This is a genomic window from Flavobacteriales bacterium (assembly GCA_026129465.1).
Lineage (GTDB): Bacteria > Bacteroidota > Bacteroidia > Flavobacteriales_F > PHOS-HE28 > PHOS-HE28.
This window is the reverse complement of sequence record JAHCIA010000001.1, coordinates 767871-783261: the sequence shown is the minus strand read 5'-3', so window position 1 is coordinate 783261 and position 15391 is coordinate 767871. Positions and strand designations below refer to the sequence as shown.

The window sequence follows — 15391 nt, the reverse complement described above, 5'->3', positions numbered from 1 at the left end:
AGGATCAACCGTTGTTCTGAGGGGGCACCTGCCGGAGTTTTTCAGCCACTTCCTCGGGCAGGTACTGGAAGAAGGTGTCACCGCGCAGCCCCAGGCGCAGGGTCTCCAAGGCGATGACCTCATCGGGCGCGATGTTGCCCAGGTTCACGTTGGCGCCGATCTGTTTGATGAACCACACCTGCTGCGCTTTTTGCGGCGCCTCCCACAGGATGTCCTTCACAGGGATCTTCGCCAGGATGCGGTTCACCAAAGTGGTATGCGCGTGACCGCTGGGCCTGTAGATGCCCACTGTGCCGCTCTCACGCGCCTCGGCGATCACCTTCCAGCTGCCTGCGTCGAGCTCGGTACGCATCATGCGCACCCATTTCGCGGGGCTGATGAGGATGCCCGTCTCCTTGCTGCCCACTTCGCTCAGCACGGTCACGTGCTTGGCCAGGCTGGAGATGAAGCCGCACTTCTCTTTCAGCGTCATGGTGATGGAACCATCACTCACTTCCGCCGTGTCAAGCCCCAGTTTGTCGATCAGCTTGCGGTATTCCTTGAAGGCCCCGCGCGCCACGAAGGCTTCGAAGAGCGTTCCGCCCAGATAGACGCGCATACCGGCCTTCTGGTAGAGCTTCACCTTGTCCTTCAATCTCGGCGTCACCATGGAGGTGCCGAAGCCGAGCTTCACCAGGTCCGTCAACGCGCCGCTGGCCTCGATCAGGTCCTCGGCCTGCCGCATGGACAGGCCTTTGTCCATGACCATGGTGATGCCTTCCTCACGGGGCTTTTCCGTCCGTGCGGGAATGTGGGTGAGGCCGTGGTTCATCGGCGGTAGAGTTCCAGCAGGTGGGTCACCTGCGGGGCGGCGGCGGCCTCGGGATAGTGGTCCAGCAATTGGGTGTGCGCGGCGTGGTCGGCCATCAGGGCCTCCTCCAGTTCCAAGAGGGCGCGTTGCAACAGCCCGCTGCGCAGCAGGTAGCTCACCAGCCTGTAGCGGTAGCGCGCGTTCAGTTTGTGCACCTGTTCGCCCTCCAGCATTTTTCGCAGCGCGGCCTCAGGGCCCTTCACTTCCAGCAGCAGATCGGCATGGTCCAGCCAGGCATCGAGGTTCTCTGGCTCCTGGCCATTGAGTCTCGCGTAGGCGGCGAGGGACTCGTCGTAGCGGCGGGCGCGGGCCAGCGCACCGGCGAGGAAGTACCAGGCATCACCGTTCTCGGGATTCAACCGCACGGCCACTTCCAGGTCCTTCACGGCCTCCGCGGTGCGGCCCTGCATGTCCTTCACCACGCCACGGCCCACCCAGGCGTCCGTCCAATTGGGGTCCAGCGCCAGGGCCTGGTCGTAGTGGATCAGGGCCTGCTCGTAGCGCTCCATCTTCTCGAAGCACTCGCCGATGTAACTGAAGGTCACCGCCTGCGGGCCGTCGTGCGCGATGGTCTCCCGGTAGCAGTCCACCGCTGCGGGGTAGTCGCCCATCAGCAACAGGTTGCGGGCCTTGCTGAAATACGCCGAGGTGAAGCCCTCTTCGATGGTGAGGCAGAGATCGAGCGCCTCATTGCTTTCCTCCAGCCTTTCCATGCGCGAGAGCGCGTTCCCCAGATTGTACCAGCCCACGAAGGAGTAAGGGTGCTCGTTGGTGAATTCGCGGAAGAAGACGATCGCGGCGCGATGCGCATCGGCCAGGTCGAAGCAGTAGGCGAGTTCGTACAGCACCGCCTCGTTCTCCGGATTGATCGTCAGCGCGCGCTTCAGGCAGTCAATGGCCTGGTCGTAGGATTCGATGTTCTCGTATTCGAAGGCCAGGTCGAGCAGGATGTCGTCCTGTCCCTCCTCGGCCAGTTCAAGCGCGCGTTTGTAGTGGTCGATGGCGCGGCGGTAGTTGCGCAACTGGCTGTAGATGCCGGCCTTGTGCAGGTGCACATCCTCGTCGTAGGGCTCCAGCTTGCCTATGGCGTCCAGCACCTCCAGCGCACGGTTCAGCTTGCCCTGGTTCATCAGCACGTGGGCTTCGCAATACATCAGGTCCGCCGAGCGCGGATGCTGCGCCTTGGCGTACTCCAGCACGGACCAGGCCTTGCGTGCCTCGTTCTGTTCCAGATAGTGCTCAATGATGGCCTCGAACTCCTCCACATCGAAGAAGTAGCGCAGGTCCAGATCGAGCATGCTCTCGTACCGCTTCACGCAATCCATGCGGTCCTCGCGGTCGGGAAGAGGTTGGTGACCTTCGTTCATACAGGGATGCGCCGGGCAGGCGCACGAGCAAAATTAGGGATATCCCCAAGGGTGGGCGTCCAAGGGTCCGTCGTTATGAACAGCGTGTGGTGCATCCCCGCTTCCACAGCATGCGGTGGAAGGATGCGCGCGACCCATGTGCGGTGGGCATCGGCCGCGGGTACCTTCGCGCCACACAAGCCATGACACTCATCACTTCGATATCCGGCATCCGGGGCACCATCGGTGGATCTCCCGGCGAAGGACTCACGCCGCTGGACGTGGTGCGCTACACCGCGGCCTACGGTACAATCGTGAAGCGGAAGCATGGCGGAGGCCGTGCCCGCATGGTGCTGGGCCGCGATGCCCGGATCAGCGGTCCCATGGTGCGCGACCTGGTCACCGCCACCTTGCGTGGTCTGGGCATCGACGTCATCGACCTGGGTCTTGCCGCCACGCCCACCGTGGAGTTGGCCGTCACCGGTGAAAAGGCACAGGGCGGTATCATCCTCACCGCGAGCCACAACCCGGCCCAATGGAACGCCCTGAAGCTGCTGGATGAGCATGGGGAGTTCATCAGCGCCGAGACCGGTACGGAAGTGTTGCGCCTCGCGGGATCGGATGGGATCGTGTTCGCGCCGGTGGAAGACTTGGGCACACTGACCGAGCGAAGCGGGTGGACACGCCGCCACATCGATGCGATCCTGGCCCTGGACCTGGTGGACAGCGAGGCCATCGCCCAGGCCGGCCTGCGCGTGGTGGTGGATGGTGTGAATTCGGTGGGCGGGGAAAGCGTGCCCGCCTTGCTCACGGCCCTTGGCGTGGGCGAAGTGGTGAAGATCCATTGCACGCCCGACGGTCGCTTTCCCCATGACCCCGAGCCGCTGCCCGAGCATCTGGGCGATCTGCGCGCGGCGGTGGTGAAGCACAAGGCACAACTCGGCATCGTGGTGGATCCCGATGTGGACCGACTGGCCCTGGTGTGCGAGGATGGCAGCCTCTTCGGCGAGGAGTACACCCTGGTGGCCTGCGCGGACCATGTTCTGGCACATCGTCCCGGCGATACGGTGAGCAACCTCAGCAGCACACGCGCGCTGGACGATGTGGCCGCACGGCACGGCAGGAAGCGCCACGCCAGCGCGGTGGGCGAAGTGAACGTGGTACGCACCATGAAGGAGACAGGAGCACCGATCGGTGGCGAGGGCAACGGCGGGGTGATCCTCGCCGAACTGCACTACGGCCGCGATGCGCTCGTGGGCATCGCGCTCTTCCTCACCCTGCTCGCTCGGCGTGGTGGGACCTGTTCCGCATTGAGGCGCGGCTATCCGGACTACCACATCAGCAAGAACAAGATCGCGTTGCGTGCCGGCATGGACGTGGACGGGCTTCTGGAACGGGTGCGCCACCGCCATGCGGACATGCCGCACAGCACGGTGGACGGCCTGCGCATCGAGTTCGGTGACACCTGGGTGCACCTGCGCCGCAGCAACACCGAGCCCATTGTGCGCATCTATGCCGAAGCACCCACGTCCGACGCTGCCGATGCGCTCGCGCGATCGATCATGGCCGAACTGGCGGCGGAGGCCGGCATCCCGGAACCGGCGCGGTAACTTCGCGCCGCAGCGAGCGATGGAACGCATCTATCTGGACAATGCCGCCACCACGCGCGTGGCCCCGGAGGTCTTCGAGGCCATGGTGCCCTGGCTCACCGAGCATTACGGCAATCCCTCGTCCATCCATGGCCATGGGCGGATCACGCGCGCGGCCATTGAAAAGGCGCGCCGCACCGTGGCCGGTCTGCTCAACTGCTCGCCCGGCGAGATCGTCTTCACCAGCGGGGGCACCGAGGCGGACAACATGGCGCTGCGCTGCGCGGTGCGCGATCTGGGCGTGCAGCGCATCATCTCATCACCCATCGAGCACCACGCCGTGGAGCACACCGTGGCGGAGCTCGGTGACAAGGGCAAAGTGGCTACGCGCATGGTACGCATCGATGCCCGTGGCGCAGTGGACATGGGCCACTTGGAGCAGTTGCTGCGCGAGGGGTCGGGTGCGGTCACGCTCGTGTCGTTGATGCACGCCAACAACGAGATCGGCACACGCATCGACCTGGAGGCCTTGGGCCACCTGTGCCGTGCGAACGGTGCCATCTTCCACAGCGACACGGTGCAGACCATGGCGCACTACCGCTTGGACCTGCGGACGTTGCCGGTGGACATGCTTGCCGCCTCAGCGCACAAGTTCCATGGTCCCAAAGGGGTTGGATTCCTGTACACCCGTGCCGGCATCGGCATCAAGCCATTGATCCACGGCGGTGCGCAGGAGCGGAACATGCGGGGTGGCACGGAGAATCTGGCGGGCATCGTGGGCCTGGCCAAGGCCATGGAGATCGCCTATCACGATCTGGAAGCCCACCATGCGCATATCCAAGGCTTGAAGGACCGCATGATGGCCCGCCTTTCCGAGGAGATCCCCGGCGTGGTCTTCAATGGCGACACTTCGGAGAACAGCCTGTACACGGTGCTGAGCGTTCGTTTCCCGGATGATGGCAAAGCCGAGATGCTGCTCTACAATCTGGATATCGAAGGCATCGCGTGCAGTGGGGGCAGCGCCTGTAGCAGCGGCAGCAACAAGGGCAGCCACGTGCTCGCGGCCATCGCGCCCGATGCTCCGGGGGCCAACATCCGCTTCTCCTTCAGCCGCTACAATACCCTGGCCGAGATCGACCGCACGGTGGAGGTGCTCAAGCGCATCTTCCACCTGGTGGTGGCCTGAAGCACTCAGGCCTTCATGCGCGCCGTGGCCTCCATGGCCCACGTCAGACCTTCCAGCAACGCATCACTGCGGCGCGCCCAGGCCTTGTCGTCCTCCGGCGTGCCGTCCTCCTGGAACTGGTCCTTCACCGTGGGCACCTGCATGGCGCCGGGCACCACCCACGCGCGGATCTTCCACAGATTGAACAGGAGCTGTGTCACCACCTGGGTGCCACCGAAGGCCCCATCGGACACGGGCGCCAAGGCGATGGGCTTGCCGCGCCAGTCCTGGGTGAGCAGGTCCACCACGTTCTTCAGCGCCGCCGGCATGCCTCCGTTGTATTCCGGCGTCACGATGATCACCCCATCGGCCTGTCGCACCCTGTCCGCGAAAGCCACCACGTCGGGTGCTGGGTCATCCATGAACTTCAGCCGCTCGTGGAAGATGGGGAAGTCATGTTCGCGAAGGTCGATGAGGTCGGCGGTGTGGTGTGCGTGCTCCGCGATGCGCCGCTGGAGGTAGAGCGCCACCCGGTGGCTGGCGCGGCCGTTGCGGACACTGGCGGAAAGGATGGCGATGTGGCCCATGGCGCGAAGTTACCGGGAACGAAAAGAGCGGGGTGCGCCCGCTCCTTCGGTCCTGACCACCCGGCGCGCCGGGATGCGGATCCTGCCGGTCAATGCATGATGGTGAAGCGCGAAGCGTGGCCCAGCGCCTTGTGGTGATGCGCCGCCTGGAAGAGGTAGGTGCCGTGCGCCAGATCACCCAGTTCAAGTTGGAGCATGCTGTTCATGGGCATGAAGCCGCTGCGCACTTCTCGGCCGCTGAGGTCGGTCACGCTCCAATAGGTGCCCGGTACCACGGCGCCGTTCCAAGCCACCGTCACGATGCCGTTGCTCGGATTCGGGTAGAGGTTCCAGGGCCGCATGGCACCAATGCTACCATAGCCCACGCTCAGATAGGGCTCACTCATCACCTGGCAGCCGAAGCCATAGTCCACATACACGGTCCACATGCCGGGCACGTCGGCGTTGATGCAGGCGAGTCCGTCACTGATCACCGGGGAACCGTTGTGGTACCACTGGTGGAATTGCCCGGGTGGCATGGCGCACAACAGTTCATCGTCGGCCACGATCACAGGCTGCGTGGGTGGTATGAAATCGATGTCGATGCTGACTCCGAGGTTGGTGATCGAATTCGGGCAAATGCCGGGAGCGGCGGTCACGGTATAGCTGCCGGGCACGGTGACCACCAGCGTGGGGCTGTTGGCACCGTCGATGGACACACCGTCCATGTACCACTGGATGTTCGCCGTGTAGGGCATGCCGAGGGTGAGCTGCACATCGGCGCCCCAGCAGTAGGTGGATTCCCCGGATGGCCCGAAGAAGATGGGCTCATCGCCACCGTGCATCACGAAGGGCGGCAGGAAGACCCAGCCGTCCACCAGGTTGGAGGCGCTCATCTCGGTACAGCCGTCGAGGGTGGCTTCTACCGAAACACTGCTGCCGGCGTAGTTGAAATAGTCCACCTGAAGCGTTTGTTGGGTGGCACCCGGCAGCGGTTGGCCATCGCGGTACCACTGGTAGGCGTCGTAGCTCTGGGTGCTCAATTCCACCACCTCGCCAGGGCAGAGGATCGGCGATAGCGGGCTGATGGTGGGGGTAAAGACGCATTGTGCGGCGAGCAGGCCGGCGGTCGTCATCGCGGTCAGGGTCGAAAGTGTTCTCATGGTCGTCGTCGGTTCTTGTGGTCCGTTGCTATGACGCATCAACACGGTGGGATGTGACAGCCGATGTGATGAACGGTCGATGGCAGGGTGGACCGTTGTCCCAGGGACGTGATCAGCGGCCGTTCTTTTCGGAGGAGACCAGCTTGTCCTTCTCCCAAACGCCTTTCACACGCACCTTGCCATTGGCTTCATACAGCACACCCGGACCATGGCGCATATCCTCCAGCCACGGGCCCTCCCAGCGCTGCCCGTTCTTCCAATGGTACACGCCTGTTCCGGTGCGCCTGTCGTCGGCGAAGTCGCCCTCGTAGCGTTCGCCATCGGGCCAATGGAACACGCCCTTGCCGTGCCGCATGTTGTCGCGCCATTGGCCCTCGTAATGGCTGCCGGACCTCCAGAGCCCGAAACCCTGGCCATTGGCCATCTCGCGGTCCACCTCGCCCACGTAGATCACCTGTTCGCCGTTCTTGGCGGAAGCGAACTGGAGCCTGCGTTGTGCGCTTGCCGCCTCCATGGTCCGCATCGCCTCCTTGAGTTCCTCCGTGCGCTGTTCCATCCTGGAACCGAACACTTCGCGCAGCTGCCTTTCCTCCACTTTCAAGCGCTCCTGTCCACGGCGCAGATCGCCTTCCATGGCCTGGTACTGCGCCAGCAACTGTTCGGCGCGCGTGAGCCTCGCTTCCAGCCGGGCACGCGCGGCTGCGGGGTCCTCCTCACCACGCAACCGCCATTCGGTAAGGAAAGCGCGGCGCTGCGCCAGGATGGAAGTGTCGCCCGTGATGGCGGCGATGGCCTCATAGCGGCGCATGGCCTCGGCATGGTCCCCGTCAATGAAGCTCGCATCCGCCTCCACACGCTCCAACAGGCGCTCAGTGCGTGTCTCCTGCTGCCGGGCCAGCTCTTTCCACCGTACCCTGCTTTCCAGCGCCACCCACAAGGCGGTCAGCACCATGACGAGCAGGATGATGGGTATGCCGGACCTTTTCATGTCAATCGTAGAATCTCACCTGGGGTATGTCCTTGGAGCCGAGCAGACGCAATTGGTCCACGTAGACACAGACCATCAGTCCCCGGTCCAGGTCGAACTCGTAGCCGGTGGCGCCCCGCGTGCGGAAGCGGTCCACATAACGTAGTTCCACGCGTGCGGCGGTGAGGAAGCGCATGCCCACGCCGAGGTAAAGCCGGTTCTGGTTGAACGTGTTGTACACCACGTTGCGCCCGATGTTGATGCCGATCTCGTTGGAGGCCATCAGGTACATGGTCTTGTCCGCGTAGAAATCGTCGCTGTTGAGCAGGTAGCGGATGCGGTAGCGGAACCGGAAGCGGTTCGTGTATCGGTACTCGTCGCGCCCGGGCTGCTCCTGCCAGCGCAGTTCGTAACGGTAGCGCCAGGTGTGCATCACGCGGCCCTTGGCCACCTTCTGGTGGTGGAAGAACTGGAAGGTGGTGCGCAATTCGTGGTAGGGCGCGCGCAGGGTATCCTCGGGCTTGGCCACGTACTCGGTGGTGTTCATATAGCCCAGGGGGCTCAGGCTGAACCGCGCGTACGGGCTGAATTGGTAGTGCGCCCAAGGTCTGATGCTCTCGCGCATGGGGCTCATGAAGATGCTCCCTTCCCCGAACTCGTTCTTGCGGCGAATGATGCCGTCCACACCGTAACCCCATTTCCCGGTCTCGCCGAAGTCGTTGATCTCCACCTTGCTCCAGAAGGTCTGTGTGGGGTAGACCACCTTGCTGCTCTGGGCTTTGGCCAGGAAGGGCACGGCCACTGCGATGATGGGCCAGCAACAGGTGGAGCGCAGCGATACGCGCATCGACGATCGATGACGCCTGTAGATCCGGCAGGACCATGTTTCGCCAGGCCCCGCGCCGCAGTTGTTCCCGTCCGTCGACTCCATCATCCGCGGGGCGAAATTACCGAGCATCGTCCGGTGGTCGCTTGTCACCCCTGGTGTCCGCATCCTGACCCCCCACGACAATGACGGAACATCGCATCATGGTGCGCCCGCTTTTCCGCAACACCCACTGTGGATGGTCAGGGTACATGCGCTCGGCAGAAGAGGGTGGCATCTGCGGAAGAGGGGATGCGGAAGGCTGTAACCGCAACCTCGTTCCAAGCGTCCGATCGAACGAACTTCGGACCAACGAAAACTCCAAGGCACATCATGAGACTGCTGCTCGCTTCCTGTCTTCTCTTGTTCGCTCCCCTGCTCCCTGCGCAGGATATAGCCTCATTCGATCATCTTTTGCTCGGTGCCCTCGAGCCCCACGAACCCGGTGTGGCCGTTCTGATCGCGCGTGGCGATGAGGTGATCTACCGGGCGGCACGTGGCATGGCGAACATGGAACAGGAAGTGGGCATGGCGCCGGAGTTCGTCTTCCGCATCGGCTCCATCACCAAGCAGTTCACCGCAGTCGCCGCTCTGCAACTGGTGGAGCAGGGCAAGGTGAAGCTCGATGACGACATCACGAAGCACATCCCGGAGTACAACGCACAAGGAAAGCGTGTCACGGTGGAAATGCTGCTCAACCACACCTCGGGCATCAAGAGCTATACGGACATGAAGGAGTTCGATCGAGTGGTACAGAGGAAGGACGTCAAGCCCGGGGAGATCATGGCCTTCTTCCAGGACCAGCCCTTCGACTTCGAGCCGGGCACCGGGTGGCGTTACAACAACTCGGGCTATGTACTGCTGGGCATCCTCATCGAGCGGGTCACGGGCCGGAGCTACGCGGAATTCGTGGATCAGGAATTCTTCAAGCCACTGGGCATGAAGCACAGCCGCTACGGCAGCGATGAGGCCATCGTCCCCGGCCGGGTGAGCGGATACAGCCCCGATGGGAAGGGCTTCCAGAACGCGGCGTACCTGAGCCTGTCCTGGCCTTATGCGGGCGGTTCACTCTTCAGCAATGTGGACGACCTGCATACCTGGACCCGTGCGCTGTATGCCGGAAAGCTCATCAAGCCGGAGACGCTCAAGCGCGCCCACACCTCCGCCAAGCTGCCCAATGGGAAGGATACGCGCTACGGCCATGGCTGGTCGATCGCGAACGTCCAGGGCGTGCCCAGCGTGGAGCACGGCGGCGGCATCAACGGCTTCGTCACCCACGCGCTGTACCTGCCGCAGGAGGCGCTCTTTGTGGCGGTGCTCACCAACCGGGAGAGCAATTTGGCGCCTGACCTCTGCGCCAAGCTCGCGGCCACGGCCATCGGCAAACCGTACACGGTGATACCCATCGCGGTGCACGCGAGGACTCTGGCCGCCCTGGAAGGTGTCTATGTGGACGACAGCCAAGGGGAGCGCTACCTGCGCGTGGTGGATGGCAAGCTCATCAGTCAGCGCAAGGGTGGGGGCACCTTCACGCTGGTGCCGTTCGCCAAAGACCGTTTCGCCTTCGAGGGCTCGCTCACCAGCATGACCTTCCGCCGCGATCGCAAGGGCAGGGTCACCGGACTCACCATGCACGACCGGGTGTTCGGTGATACGGAATGGACGCGCACCAACAAGCCCTTGCCGGAGGCCCCCAAGGAAGTGGCCGTCACCGAGCAGCAGCTCGATGGGCTGCTGGGCGACTACGAGCTGGCGCCGGGCTTCATCATGAGCATCACCCGCGAGGGCACGCAGCTCTTCGTACAGGCCACCGGTCAGCCGCGCTTCGAGGCCTATGCGAAGAGTCCGCTGGAGTTCTTCCTGAAGGTGGTGGACGCGCGCATCGTGTTCAACCCTGGAGCGGACGGCCGCGCGGAAAGCCTTGTGCTGCACCAAGGCGGGCAGGAGATGCCGGGGCCGCGGGTGAAGTGACCGCTCAGCCCCACACCCACATGATCAGCGGCACACCCACCGCCACGATCAGGATCTCCAGTGGCAGGCCCATGCGCCAGTAGTCGCTGAAGCGGTAGCCGCCCGGCCCCATCACCAGGGTGTTGCTCTGGTGGCCGATGGGCGTGAGGAAGGCGCTGGAGCCGCCGATGGCCACGGCCATGAGGAAGGCGTCCACACCGAGCCCGGCGCCTTTGGCCACACCGATGGCGATGGGTGCCATGAGCACCACGGTGGCGGCGTTGTTGATGATGTCCGACAGGAACATGGTGACCACCAGCATGATGGCCAGCAAGGCCCAAGGCGGAACATCGTGCGCGAGACGTTGGATGACCCCCGCCACCTGCCCGGCCGCACCGGTGGTCTCCAAGGCTTGTCCCACCGGTATCATGGCACCCAGCAGCACGATCACCGGCCAGTCGATGCTGGTGTAGATGCGCTTCAGTGGCAGCACGTTGCTGAGCACCATGGCCACAGCGCCCATGGCGAAGGCCACCTGCACGGGCAGAAGTCCCGCCACCACCGCGGCGATGCTCAGGCCGAAGATGCCCAAGGCCAGAGGGATCTTGCGCTTGTAGCCGATGCGCAATTCGCGTGTGGCCAGCGCAAGGCAACCCAGCGAGGCGACGATGTCGGCCAGGTTCTCCTCGTAGCCCTGCAGCAACAACACATCGCCGGCGCGGAACTCCACGTGGTCCATGCGGCGCAGGATGCGTTGGTCCTTGCGGGCCAGCGCCAAAAGGTTGATGCCGTATCGGTTGCGCAGCCGCAACGCGCTCGCCGTCCTTCCGAACAACGGACTGTCGGCCATCACCACGGCTTCCATAATGGCCACGCGGTGCCCACCCTTGCCGCGGAGGTCCAGCCCTTCGTCGCCGATGAGCCGGGTGCCTGTATCCGCAATGAAGGTCTTCAATTCTTCGGGGTCGGTCTCCAGGATGAGGATGTCGCCACTGCGCACGGCCAGGTAACGGGGAGGGGCGTGCAGGCGTTCACCATCGCGGATGAGTCCCAGCAGCGAGACGTCGGCCTTGGTGTTCTCAAGCATCTCGCGAAGTGTGGTCCCCACCACCTTGGCATCCTGTATCACTGCCACCTCCGTGATGTAGTCATCCACCGAGAACAGACCGGTGCCATCGTCGGCCGCCTCGCGTTTGGGCAGCAATCGCCATCCCAGCAGCACGGTGAACAGCAGCCCTGCACCGAGAATGACACCACCCACCGGTGCGAAGTCGAACATGCTGAATGGACTGCCGGTCTCGGCCGCGCGGAACTCGGCGATGATGATGTTGGGCGGGGTGCCGATCAAGGTGGTCATGCCACCGAGCAGCGAGGCGAAGGCCAGCGGCATGAGGTAGTAGGAGACGGGGTGGCCGCTGCTGCGCGCCAGGTGGATGGCCACAGGCATGAGGATGGCCAGGGCCCCCACGTTGTTCATGAAGGCCGAGGCCACACCGGTGACCACGCATAGTGTCGCCAGTTGCACCACCAGCCCATCACCCACTTTCGTCACCAGGCGGCCCAGCAGGTCGATGAGGCCGGAGAACTCCAGGGCCTTGCCGATCACCAGCACGGCGCCCACGGTGATCACGGCGGGATGGCCGAAGCCCGCGAAGGCCTCGCCCGCGTCCACGATGCCCAGCACCACCAAGGCGAAGAGGGCCAGCAACGCCACCAGATCGTGCCGCACACGGCCCCAAACGAAGAGGATCAGCACGGCGGTGAGCGTGCCGAAGACGATGTGCTGGTCGGGCGTGATCATGGAGCGGCAAGGTACCGAGTCGGGTTCGCGAAAGCGGCTGGACCTATTGGTCCCGTGGGGCTGTCACCTTTCCACCACCCGCCACGCCAGCACCAGCACCGCTGCACCCAGCAGTGCATCCGCGACACGCTGCAGCAGGCCGCGCACGTCAGCCACCTCCGGCATCAGCATCACCACGAAGAGCACCACGAAGGCGATGCCCGTGAAGCGAAGCAAGCTGCGTGCGCCCGAGCCACGCAACACTGGTGCTGAAGCCACCAGGAAGAGGCCTGCCGCACCGGCGAAATAGGTGAGGAGGCCGAGCGCGTTGTGAATGCTCTGGGAGGTCGATCCGGTCTCCGGGCAGCCTGCATCGCAGGGCGCGAGGAAGACCGAGATGAAAGCCACAGGATGCGACCACAGCAGCCACCAGCCCACACGGCTGCTTCCTTCCACCGCTGCCACCGGCGTGGCCAGCCACAAGAAGGCGGCGAACAACGTTCCGACCGGCAGGAACCCGAAAAGTCCCAAGGCCTCGGCATGCGCGGTACCCGTGGCATTCAACTCGCTGATGAACTGGGACACGCTGGAATAGCCTGGCTTGATCGCGGCGCCGATGGTGTAGAACAGGGCCCCGTACAGCACGGTGCCGAGGGCCAGGAACCGAGCGGCGCGCAGCTTTTTCATGACGTGGAACGGTTCACCGCCTGCCGCATCTCCTCGCTGTTCCACGCATGTTCGGCATGGGATGGATCATGGGCCGCATCGCCCCGGATGAGTTCCTCTTGTTCGGCGATGCTCTCACGGGCCCCGGCCACATAAGCGCCTTTGTCGTGGCGCAGCGCGGCGAGCTTTTTCAGCGCGGCGATGTCGTAGCGGCGGAAGTCCTGCCCGGCCCGGGTGGCGCTGTGGGCGCGGAATCCCAGGTCACGCAGCACGTCCACCCCCATGCGGATGGAGGTGTCCAATGTTTCGCGGTAGACGTGCAGCACGCCCTGGTCCATCAGGTCGTACGCGTCGTTGCGGTTGCGGCTCCGCACATAGAGCTTGAGGTGGGGGTAGTGTTTGTGGACCACTTCCACCAGGGTGGGCGCGGTCTCGGGTGCGATGGCGCAGACCAACAGTTCGGCTTCGCGTGCCCCTGCGGCCTCCAGCAGTTCGTGCCGGGTGGCATCGCCATAGAAGACCTTGAAGCCGAGCTTGCGCAGCAGGTCCACCTGGTCGCTGTCGTTGTCCAGCACGGTGCTCTCCACGCCGTTGGCGCGCAGCAGGCGGCCCAGCGTGCTGCCAAAGTGCCCGAAGCCGGCGATGATCACCCTGTTCTTCACGTCCACTTCATCGGCTTCCTTCTCCTCCTGTTCCAGCGTGCCGAAACGGGGGAGGACCAATTTCTCGTTCGCCAGCATCAGCAGCGGGGTCATGGTCATGCTCAGCGCGGTCACGGCCATGAAGGTGTCGGTCCACGTGGCATCGAGGATGCGCAGCTGGGCGATGAAGGCCAGCAGCACGAAGGCGAACTCGCCCACTTGTCCGAGGCCGGTGCCGAGGATCAGCCGCTGGTCGAAGGCCATGCGGGCCCTGCGGCCGATGCCGATCAGGACGCCGGTCTTCAGCACCATGATGCCAAGTGTGAGGGCGATGATGAAGCCGGGACGTGTGGTGATGAGCTCGAAGTTGATGGATGCGCCCACGGCCATGAAGAAGAGACCGAGCAGCAGGCCTTTGAAGGGGTCGAGGTCGCTTTCCAGTTCGTGCTTGTACTCGCTGTTGGCCAGCACCACCCCGGCGAGAAAGGTGCCCAGCGCGGGGCTCAGTCCCACCACGTCCATCAGCAACGCGATGCCCACCACCAGCAGCAGCGAGGAGGCCACGAAGAGTTCCCGCAGCCGGGTGCGGGCGATCATGCGCAACAGGGGCACCACCACATAACGGCCTGCGGCCACCACACCGGCCACGGCCCCGAGCACCACCAGCGTGTGCTGCCAGCCGGGCAGCGTATCGATCCAGTGGTGCTCGCCGGTGGCATCCGCCGCGCCCATGGCCATCAGCGGCAACAAGGCCAGGATGGGGATCACGGCGATGTCCTGGAAGAGCAGCACGGCGAAGCTGTTCTTCCCGGCGGAGGTGTGCATCAGGTTCTTCTCCTTCAGACTTTGCAGGGCGATGGCGGTGGAACTCATGGCCAGCGCCAGCCCCACGGCCAGGCCCGCCTGCCAGGTGAAGCCCATCAAAAGTGCGATACCCGCGACCAGACCTGCGGTGAGGCCCACTTGCAGCGATCCCATGCCCAGCACCTGCTTGCGCATGCGCCAGAAGGCGGCGGGTTCCAGCTCAAGACCCACGAGGAAGAGCATCATCACCACCCCGAACTCCGCGAAGTGCATGATGTCCTTGCCCTCCTCGCCGATGAAGCCCAATGCGTATGGGCCAATGGCGATGCCCGCCAGCAGGTAGCCCAGCACGCTGCCCATACCCAGCCGCTTGGCGATGGGCACGCACACCACGGCGGCGGCGAGGTAGACCACGGCATCGGCGAGGAAGTTGGCCATGCGTCAGCGCGTGATCGGCTCGTGGTCGTTGAGGCGGTCCAGCATGGAGAGCGATGCGGCGTCGATCCGTGTCTCCGCAAGGTCCGTGAGCAACAGAGCGAGTTGCTCCGCGGCCAGTTCAAGGCCTGCATCCCCCATGCGGTGCGTACCCTGCACGGCGAAGGGCGGCAGCCATCGCATGCCGCAGAGCGTGGCGGTGCGCTTCAGTGGTAGCAGGAAGTCGTGCAGTGTATGACCATGGAAGCCCTCGGGCGTGTACGCCTGTTCGTTGCCGCCGGAGGTGAGCACATGGAAACAGTACTTGTCCTTCAATGCGGTGCCACCCGGTCCATAGGCCCAGCCGAAGCTGTACACCAGGTCGATGTATTGCTTCAGCAGCGGTGGCACGCTGTACCAGAAGAAGGGGTGGTGCAGCACCAGGATGTCGTGCGCGGCGACCAGGGCCTGCTCCCGGCGGACGTCGATGTTGAAGTCGGGGTAGTGCTCGTAGAGGTCGTGGAAGGTGATGTGCTTGTGTTGCGGCAGGCGCTGGACCAGCGCCCGGTTGGCCCGGCTTTTCTCCAGGCGCGGGTGGGCGAAAAGGACGAGCAGGCGGGGCATG

The 15391-nt window shown here is 64.2% G+C and carries 13 protein-coding genes; 3 read left to right on the top strand and 10 right to left on the bottom strand.

What is annotated here, in order from left to right; all coding sequences use genetic code 11:
- Nucleotides 1–4 precede the first annotated feature (4 nt).
- Nucleotides 5–811 carry a phosphosulfolactate synthase gene (locus KIT10_03225; protein MCW5898258.1) on the bottom strand — a complete coding sequence of 269 codons (807 nt, stop codon included), beginning with the start codon at nt 809–811 and terminating at the stop codon, nt 5–7.
- Nucleotides 808–2217, bottom strand: a complete 1410-nt coding sequence (locus KIT10_03220) for a tetratricopeptide repeat protein (GenBank protein ID MCW5898257.1) — start codon at nt 2215–2217, stop codon at nt 808–810. The genes KIT10_03225 and KIT10_03220 overlap by 4 nt, the downstream gene beginning before the upstream one ends.
- Before the next feature lie 182 nt (nt 2218–2399).
- Here KIT10_03220 and glmM point away from each other — a divergent pair, with 182 nt between their 5' ends.
- Together glmM and KIT10_03210 are read left to right on the top strand one after the other, a co-directional pair.
- Nucleotides 2400–3806 carry a phosphoglucosamine mutase gene (glmM, locus tag KIT10_03215; protein ID MCW5898256.1) on the top strand — a complete coding sequence of 469 codons (1407 nt, stop codon included), beginning with the start codon at nt 2400–2402 and terminating at the stop codon, nt 3804–3806.
- 19 nt (nt 3807–3825) lie between these two features.
- The gene (locus KIT10_03210) at nt 3826–4971 is read left to right on the top strand and encodes a cysteine desulfurase (protein ID MCW5898255.1); all 1146 of its coding nucleotides are present in this window, start codon (nt 3826–3828) and stop codon (nt 4969–4971) included.
- 5 nt (nt 4972–4976) lie between these two features.
- On the opposite strand, the gene KIT10_03205 is transcribed toward KIT10_03210, so the two are convergent.
- From KIT10_03205 to KIT10_03190, 4 genes are all read right to left on the bottom strand, one after another.
- The gene (locus KIT10_03205; protein ID MCW5898254.1) at nt 4977–5537 is read right to left on the bottom strand and encodes an NAD(P)H-dependent oxidoreductase; all 561 of its coding nucleotides are present in this window, start codon (nt 5535–5537) and stop codon (nt 4977–4979) included.
- 89 nt (nt 5538–5626) lie between these two features.
- The gene (locus tag KIT10_03200; GenBank protein ID MCW5898253.1) at nt 5627–6679 is read right to left on the bottom strand and encodes a T9SS type A sorting domain-containing protein; all 1053 of its coding nucleotides are present in this window, start codon (nt 6677–6679) and stop codon (nt 5627–5629) included.
- Between the two features lie 112 nt (nt 6680–6791).
- The gene (locus tag KIT10_03195; GenBank protein MCW5898252.1) at nt 6792–7667 is read right to left on the bottom strand and encodes a hypothetical protein; all 876 of its coding nucleotides are present in this window, start codon (nt 7665–7667) and stop codon (nt 6792–6794) included.
- A gap of 1 nt (nt 7668) precedes the next feature.
- On the bottom strand, nt 7669–8493 hold the full coding sequence (locus KIT10_03190; GenBank protein MCW5898251.1) for a DUF2490 domain-containing protein: 825 nt from the start codon (nt 8491–8493) through the stop codon (nt 7669–7671).
- Between the two features lie 351 nt (nt 8494–8844).
- Here KIT10_03190 and KIT10_03185 point away from each other — a divergent pair, with 351 nt between their 5' ends.
- A complete protein-coding gene (locus KIT10_03185; GenBank protein ID MCW5898250.1) occupies nt 8845–10482 on the top strand; it encodes a serine hydrolase in 1638 nt (545 codons plus the stop codon).
- Nucleotides 10483–10486: 4 nt separating this feature from the next.
- On the opposite strand, the gene KIT10_03180 is transcribed toward KIT10_03185, so the two are convergent.
- From KIT10_03180 to KIT10_03165, 4 genes are all read right to left on the bottom strand, one after another.
- Nucleotides 10487–12262 (bottom strand): SLC13 family permease, encoded by a 1776-nt coding sequence (locus KIT10_03180; GenBank protein ID MCW5898249.1) that lies wholly within the window; start codon nt 12260–12262, stop codon nt 10487–10489.
- 63 nt (nt 12263–12325) lie between these two features.
- Nucleotides 12326–12928, bottom strand: coding sequence for a DUF998 domain-containing protein (locus KIT10_03175; GenBank protein MCW5898248.1), 603 nt, complete (start codon nt 12926–12928; stop codon nt 12326–12328).
- Nucleotides 12925–14790 (bottom strand): monovalent cation:proton antiporter-2 (CPA2) family protein, encoded by a 1866-nt coding sequence (locus KIT10_03170; GenBank protein ID MCW5898247.1) that lies wholly within the window; start codon nt 14788–14790, stop codon nt 12925–12927. Before KIT10_03170 ends, KIT10_03175 begins: the two co-directional genes overlap by 4 nt.
- Nucleotides 14791–14793: 3 nt before the next feature.
- Nucleotides 14794–15390: an NAD(P)H-dependent oxidoreductase gene (locus tag KIT10_03165; GenBank protein ID MCW5898246.1), complete on the bottom strand. Its 597-nt coding sequence runs from the start codon at nt 15388–15390 to the stop codon at nt 14794–14796.
- Between the last annotated feature and the right edge of the window lies 1 nt (nt 15391).

Bases quoted from the DNA above. Each gene is read 5' to 3' on its own strand.
- KIT10_03225 (MCW5898258.1), bottom strand. From the start codon at position 811: ATGAACCACGGCCTCACCCACATTCCCGCACGGACGGAAAAGCCCCGT.
- KIT10_03220 (MCW5898257.1), bottom strand. From the start codon at position 2,217: ATGAACGAAGGTCACCAACCTCTTCCCGACCGCGAGGACCGCATGGAT.
- glmM (MCW5898256.1), top strand. From the start codon at position 2,400: ATGACACTCATCACTTCGATATCCGGCATCCGGGGCACCATCGGTGGA.
- KIT10_03210 (MCW5898255.1), top strand. From the start codon at position 3,826: ATGGAACGCATCTATCTGGACAATGCCGCCACCACGCGCGTGGCCCCG.
- KIT10_03205 (MCW5898254.1), bottom strand. From the start codon at position 5,537: ATGGGCCACATCGCCATCCTTTCCGCCAGTGTCCGCAACGGCCGCGCC.
- KIT10_03200 (MCW5898253.1), bottom strand. From the start codon at position 6,679: ATGAGAACACTTTCGACCCTGACCGCGATGACGACCGCCGGCCTGCTC.
- KIT10_03195 (MCW5898252.1), bottom strand. From the start codon at position 7,667: ATGAAAAGGTCCGGCATACCCATCATCCTGCTCGTCATGGTGCTGACC.
- KIT10_03190 (MCW5898251.1), bottom strand. From the start codon at position 8,493: ATGCGCGTATCGCTGCGCTCCACCTGTTGCTGGCCCATCATCGCAGTG.
- KIT10_03185 (MCW5898250.1), top strand. From the start codon at position 8,845: ATGAGACTGCTGCTCGCTTCCTGTCTTCTCTTGTTCGCTCCCCTGCTC.
- KIT10_03180 (MCW5898249.1), bottom strand. From the start codon at position 12,262: ATGATCACGCCCGACCAGCACATCGTCTTCGGCACGCTCACCGCCGTG.
- KIT10_03175 (MCW5898248.1), bottom strand. From the start codon at position 12,928: ATGAAAAAGCTGCGCGCCGCTCGGTTCCTGGCCCTCGGCACCGTGCTG.
- KIT10_03170 (MCW5898247.1), bottom strand. From the start codon at position 14,790: ATGGCCAACTTCCTCGCCGATGCCGTGGTCTACCTCGCCGCCGCCGTG.
- KIT10_03165 (MCW5898246.1), bottom strand. From the start codon at position 15,390: ATGCCCCGCCTGCTCGTCCTTTTCGCCCACCCGCGCCTGGAGAAAAGC.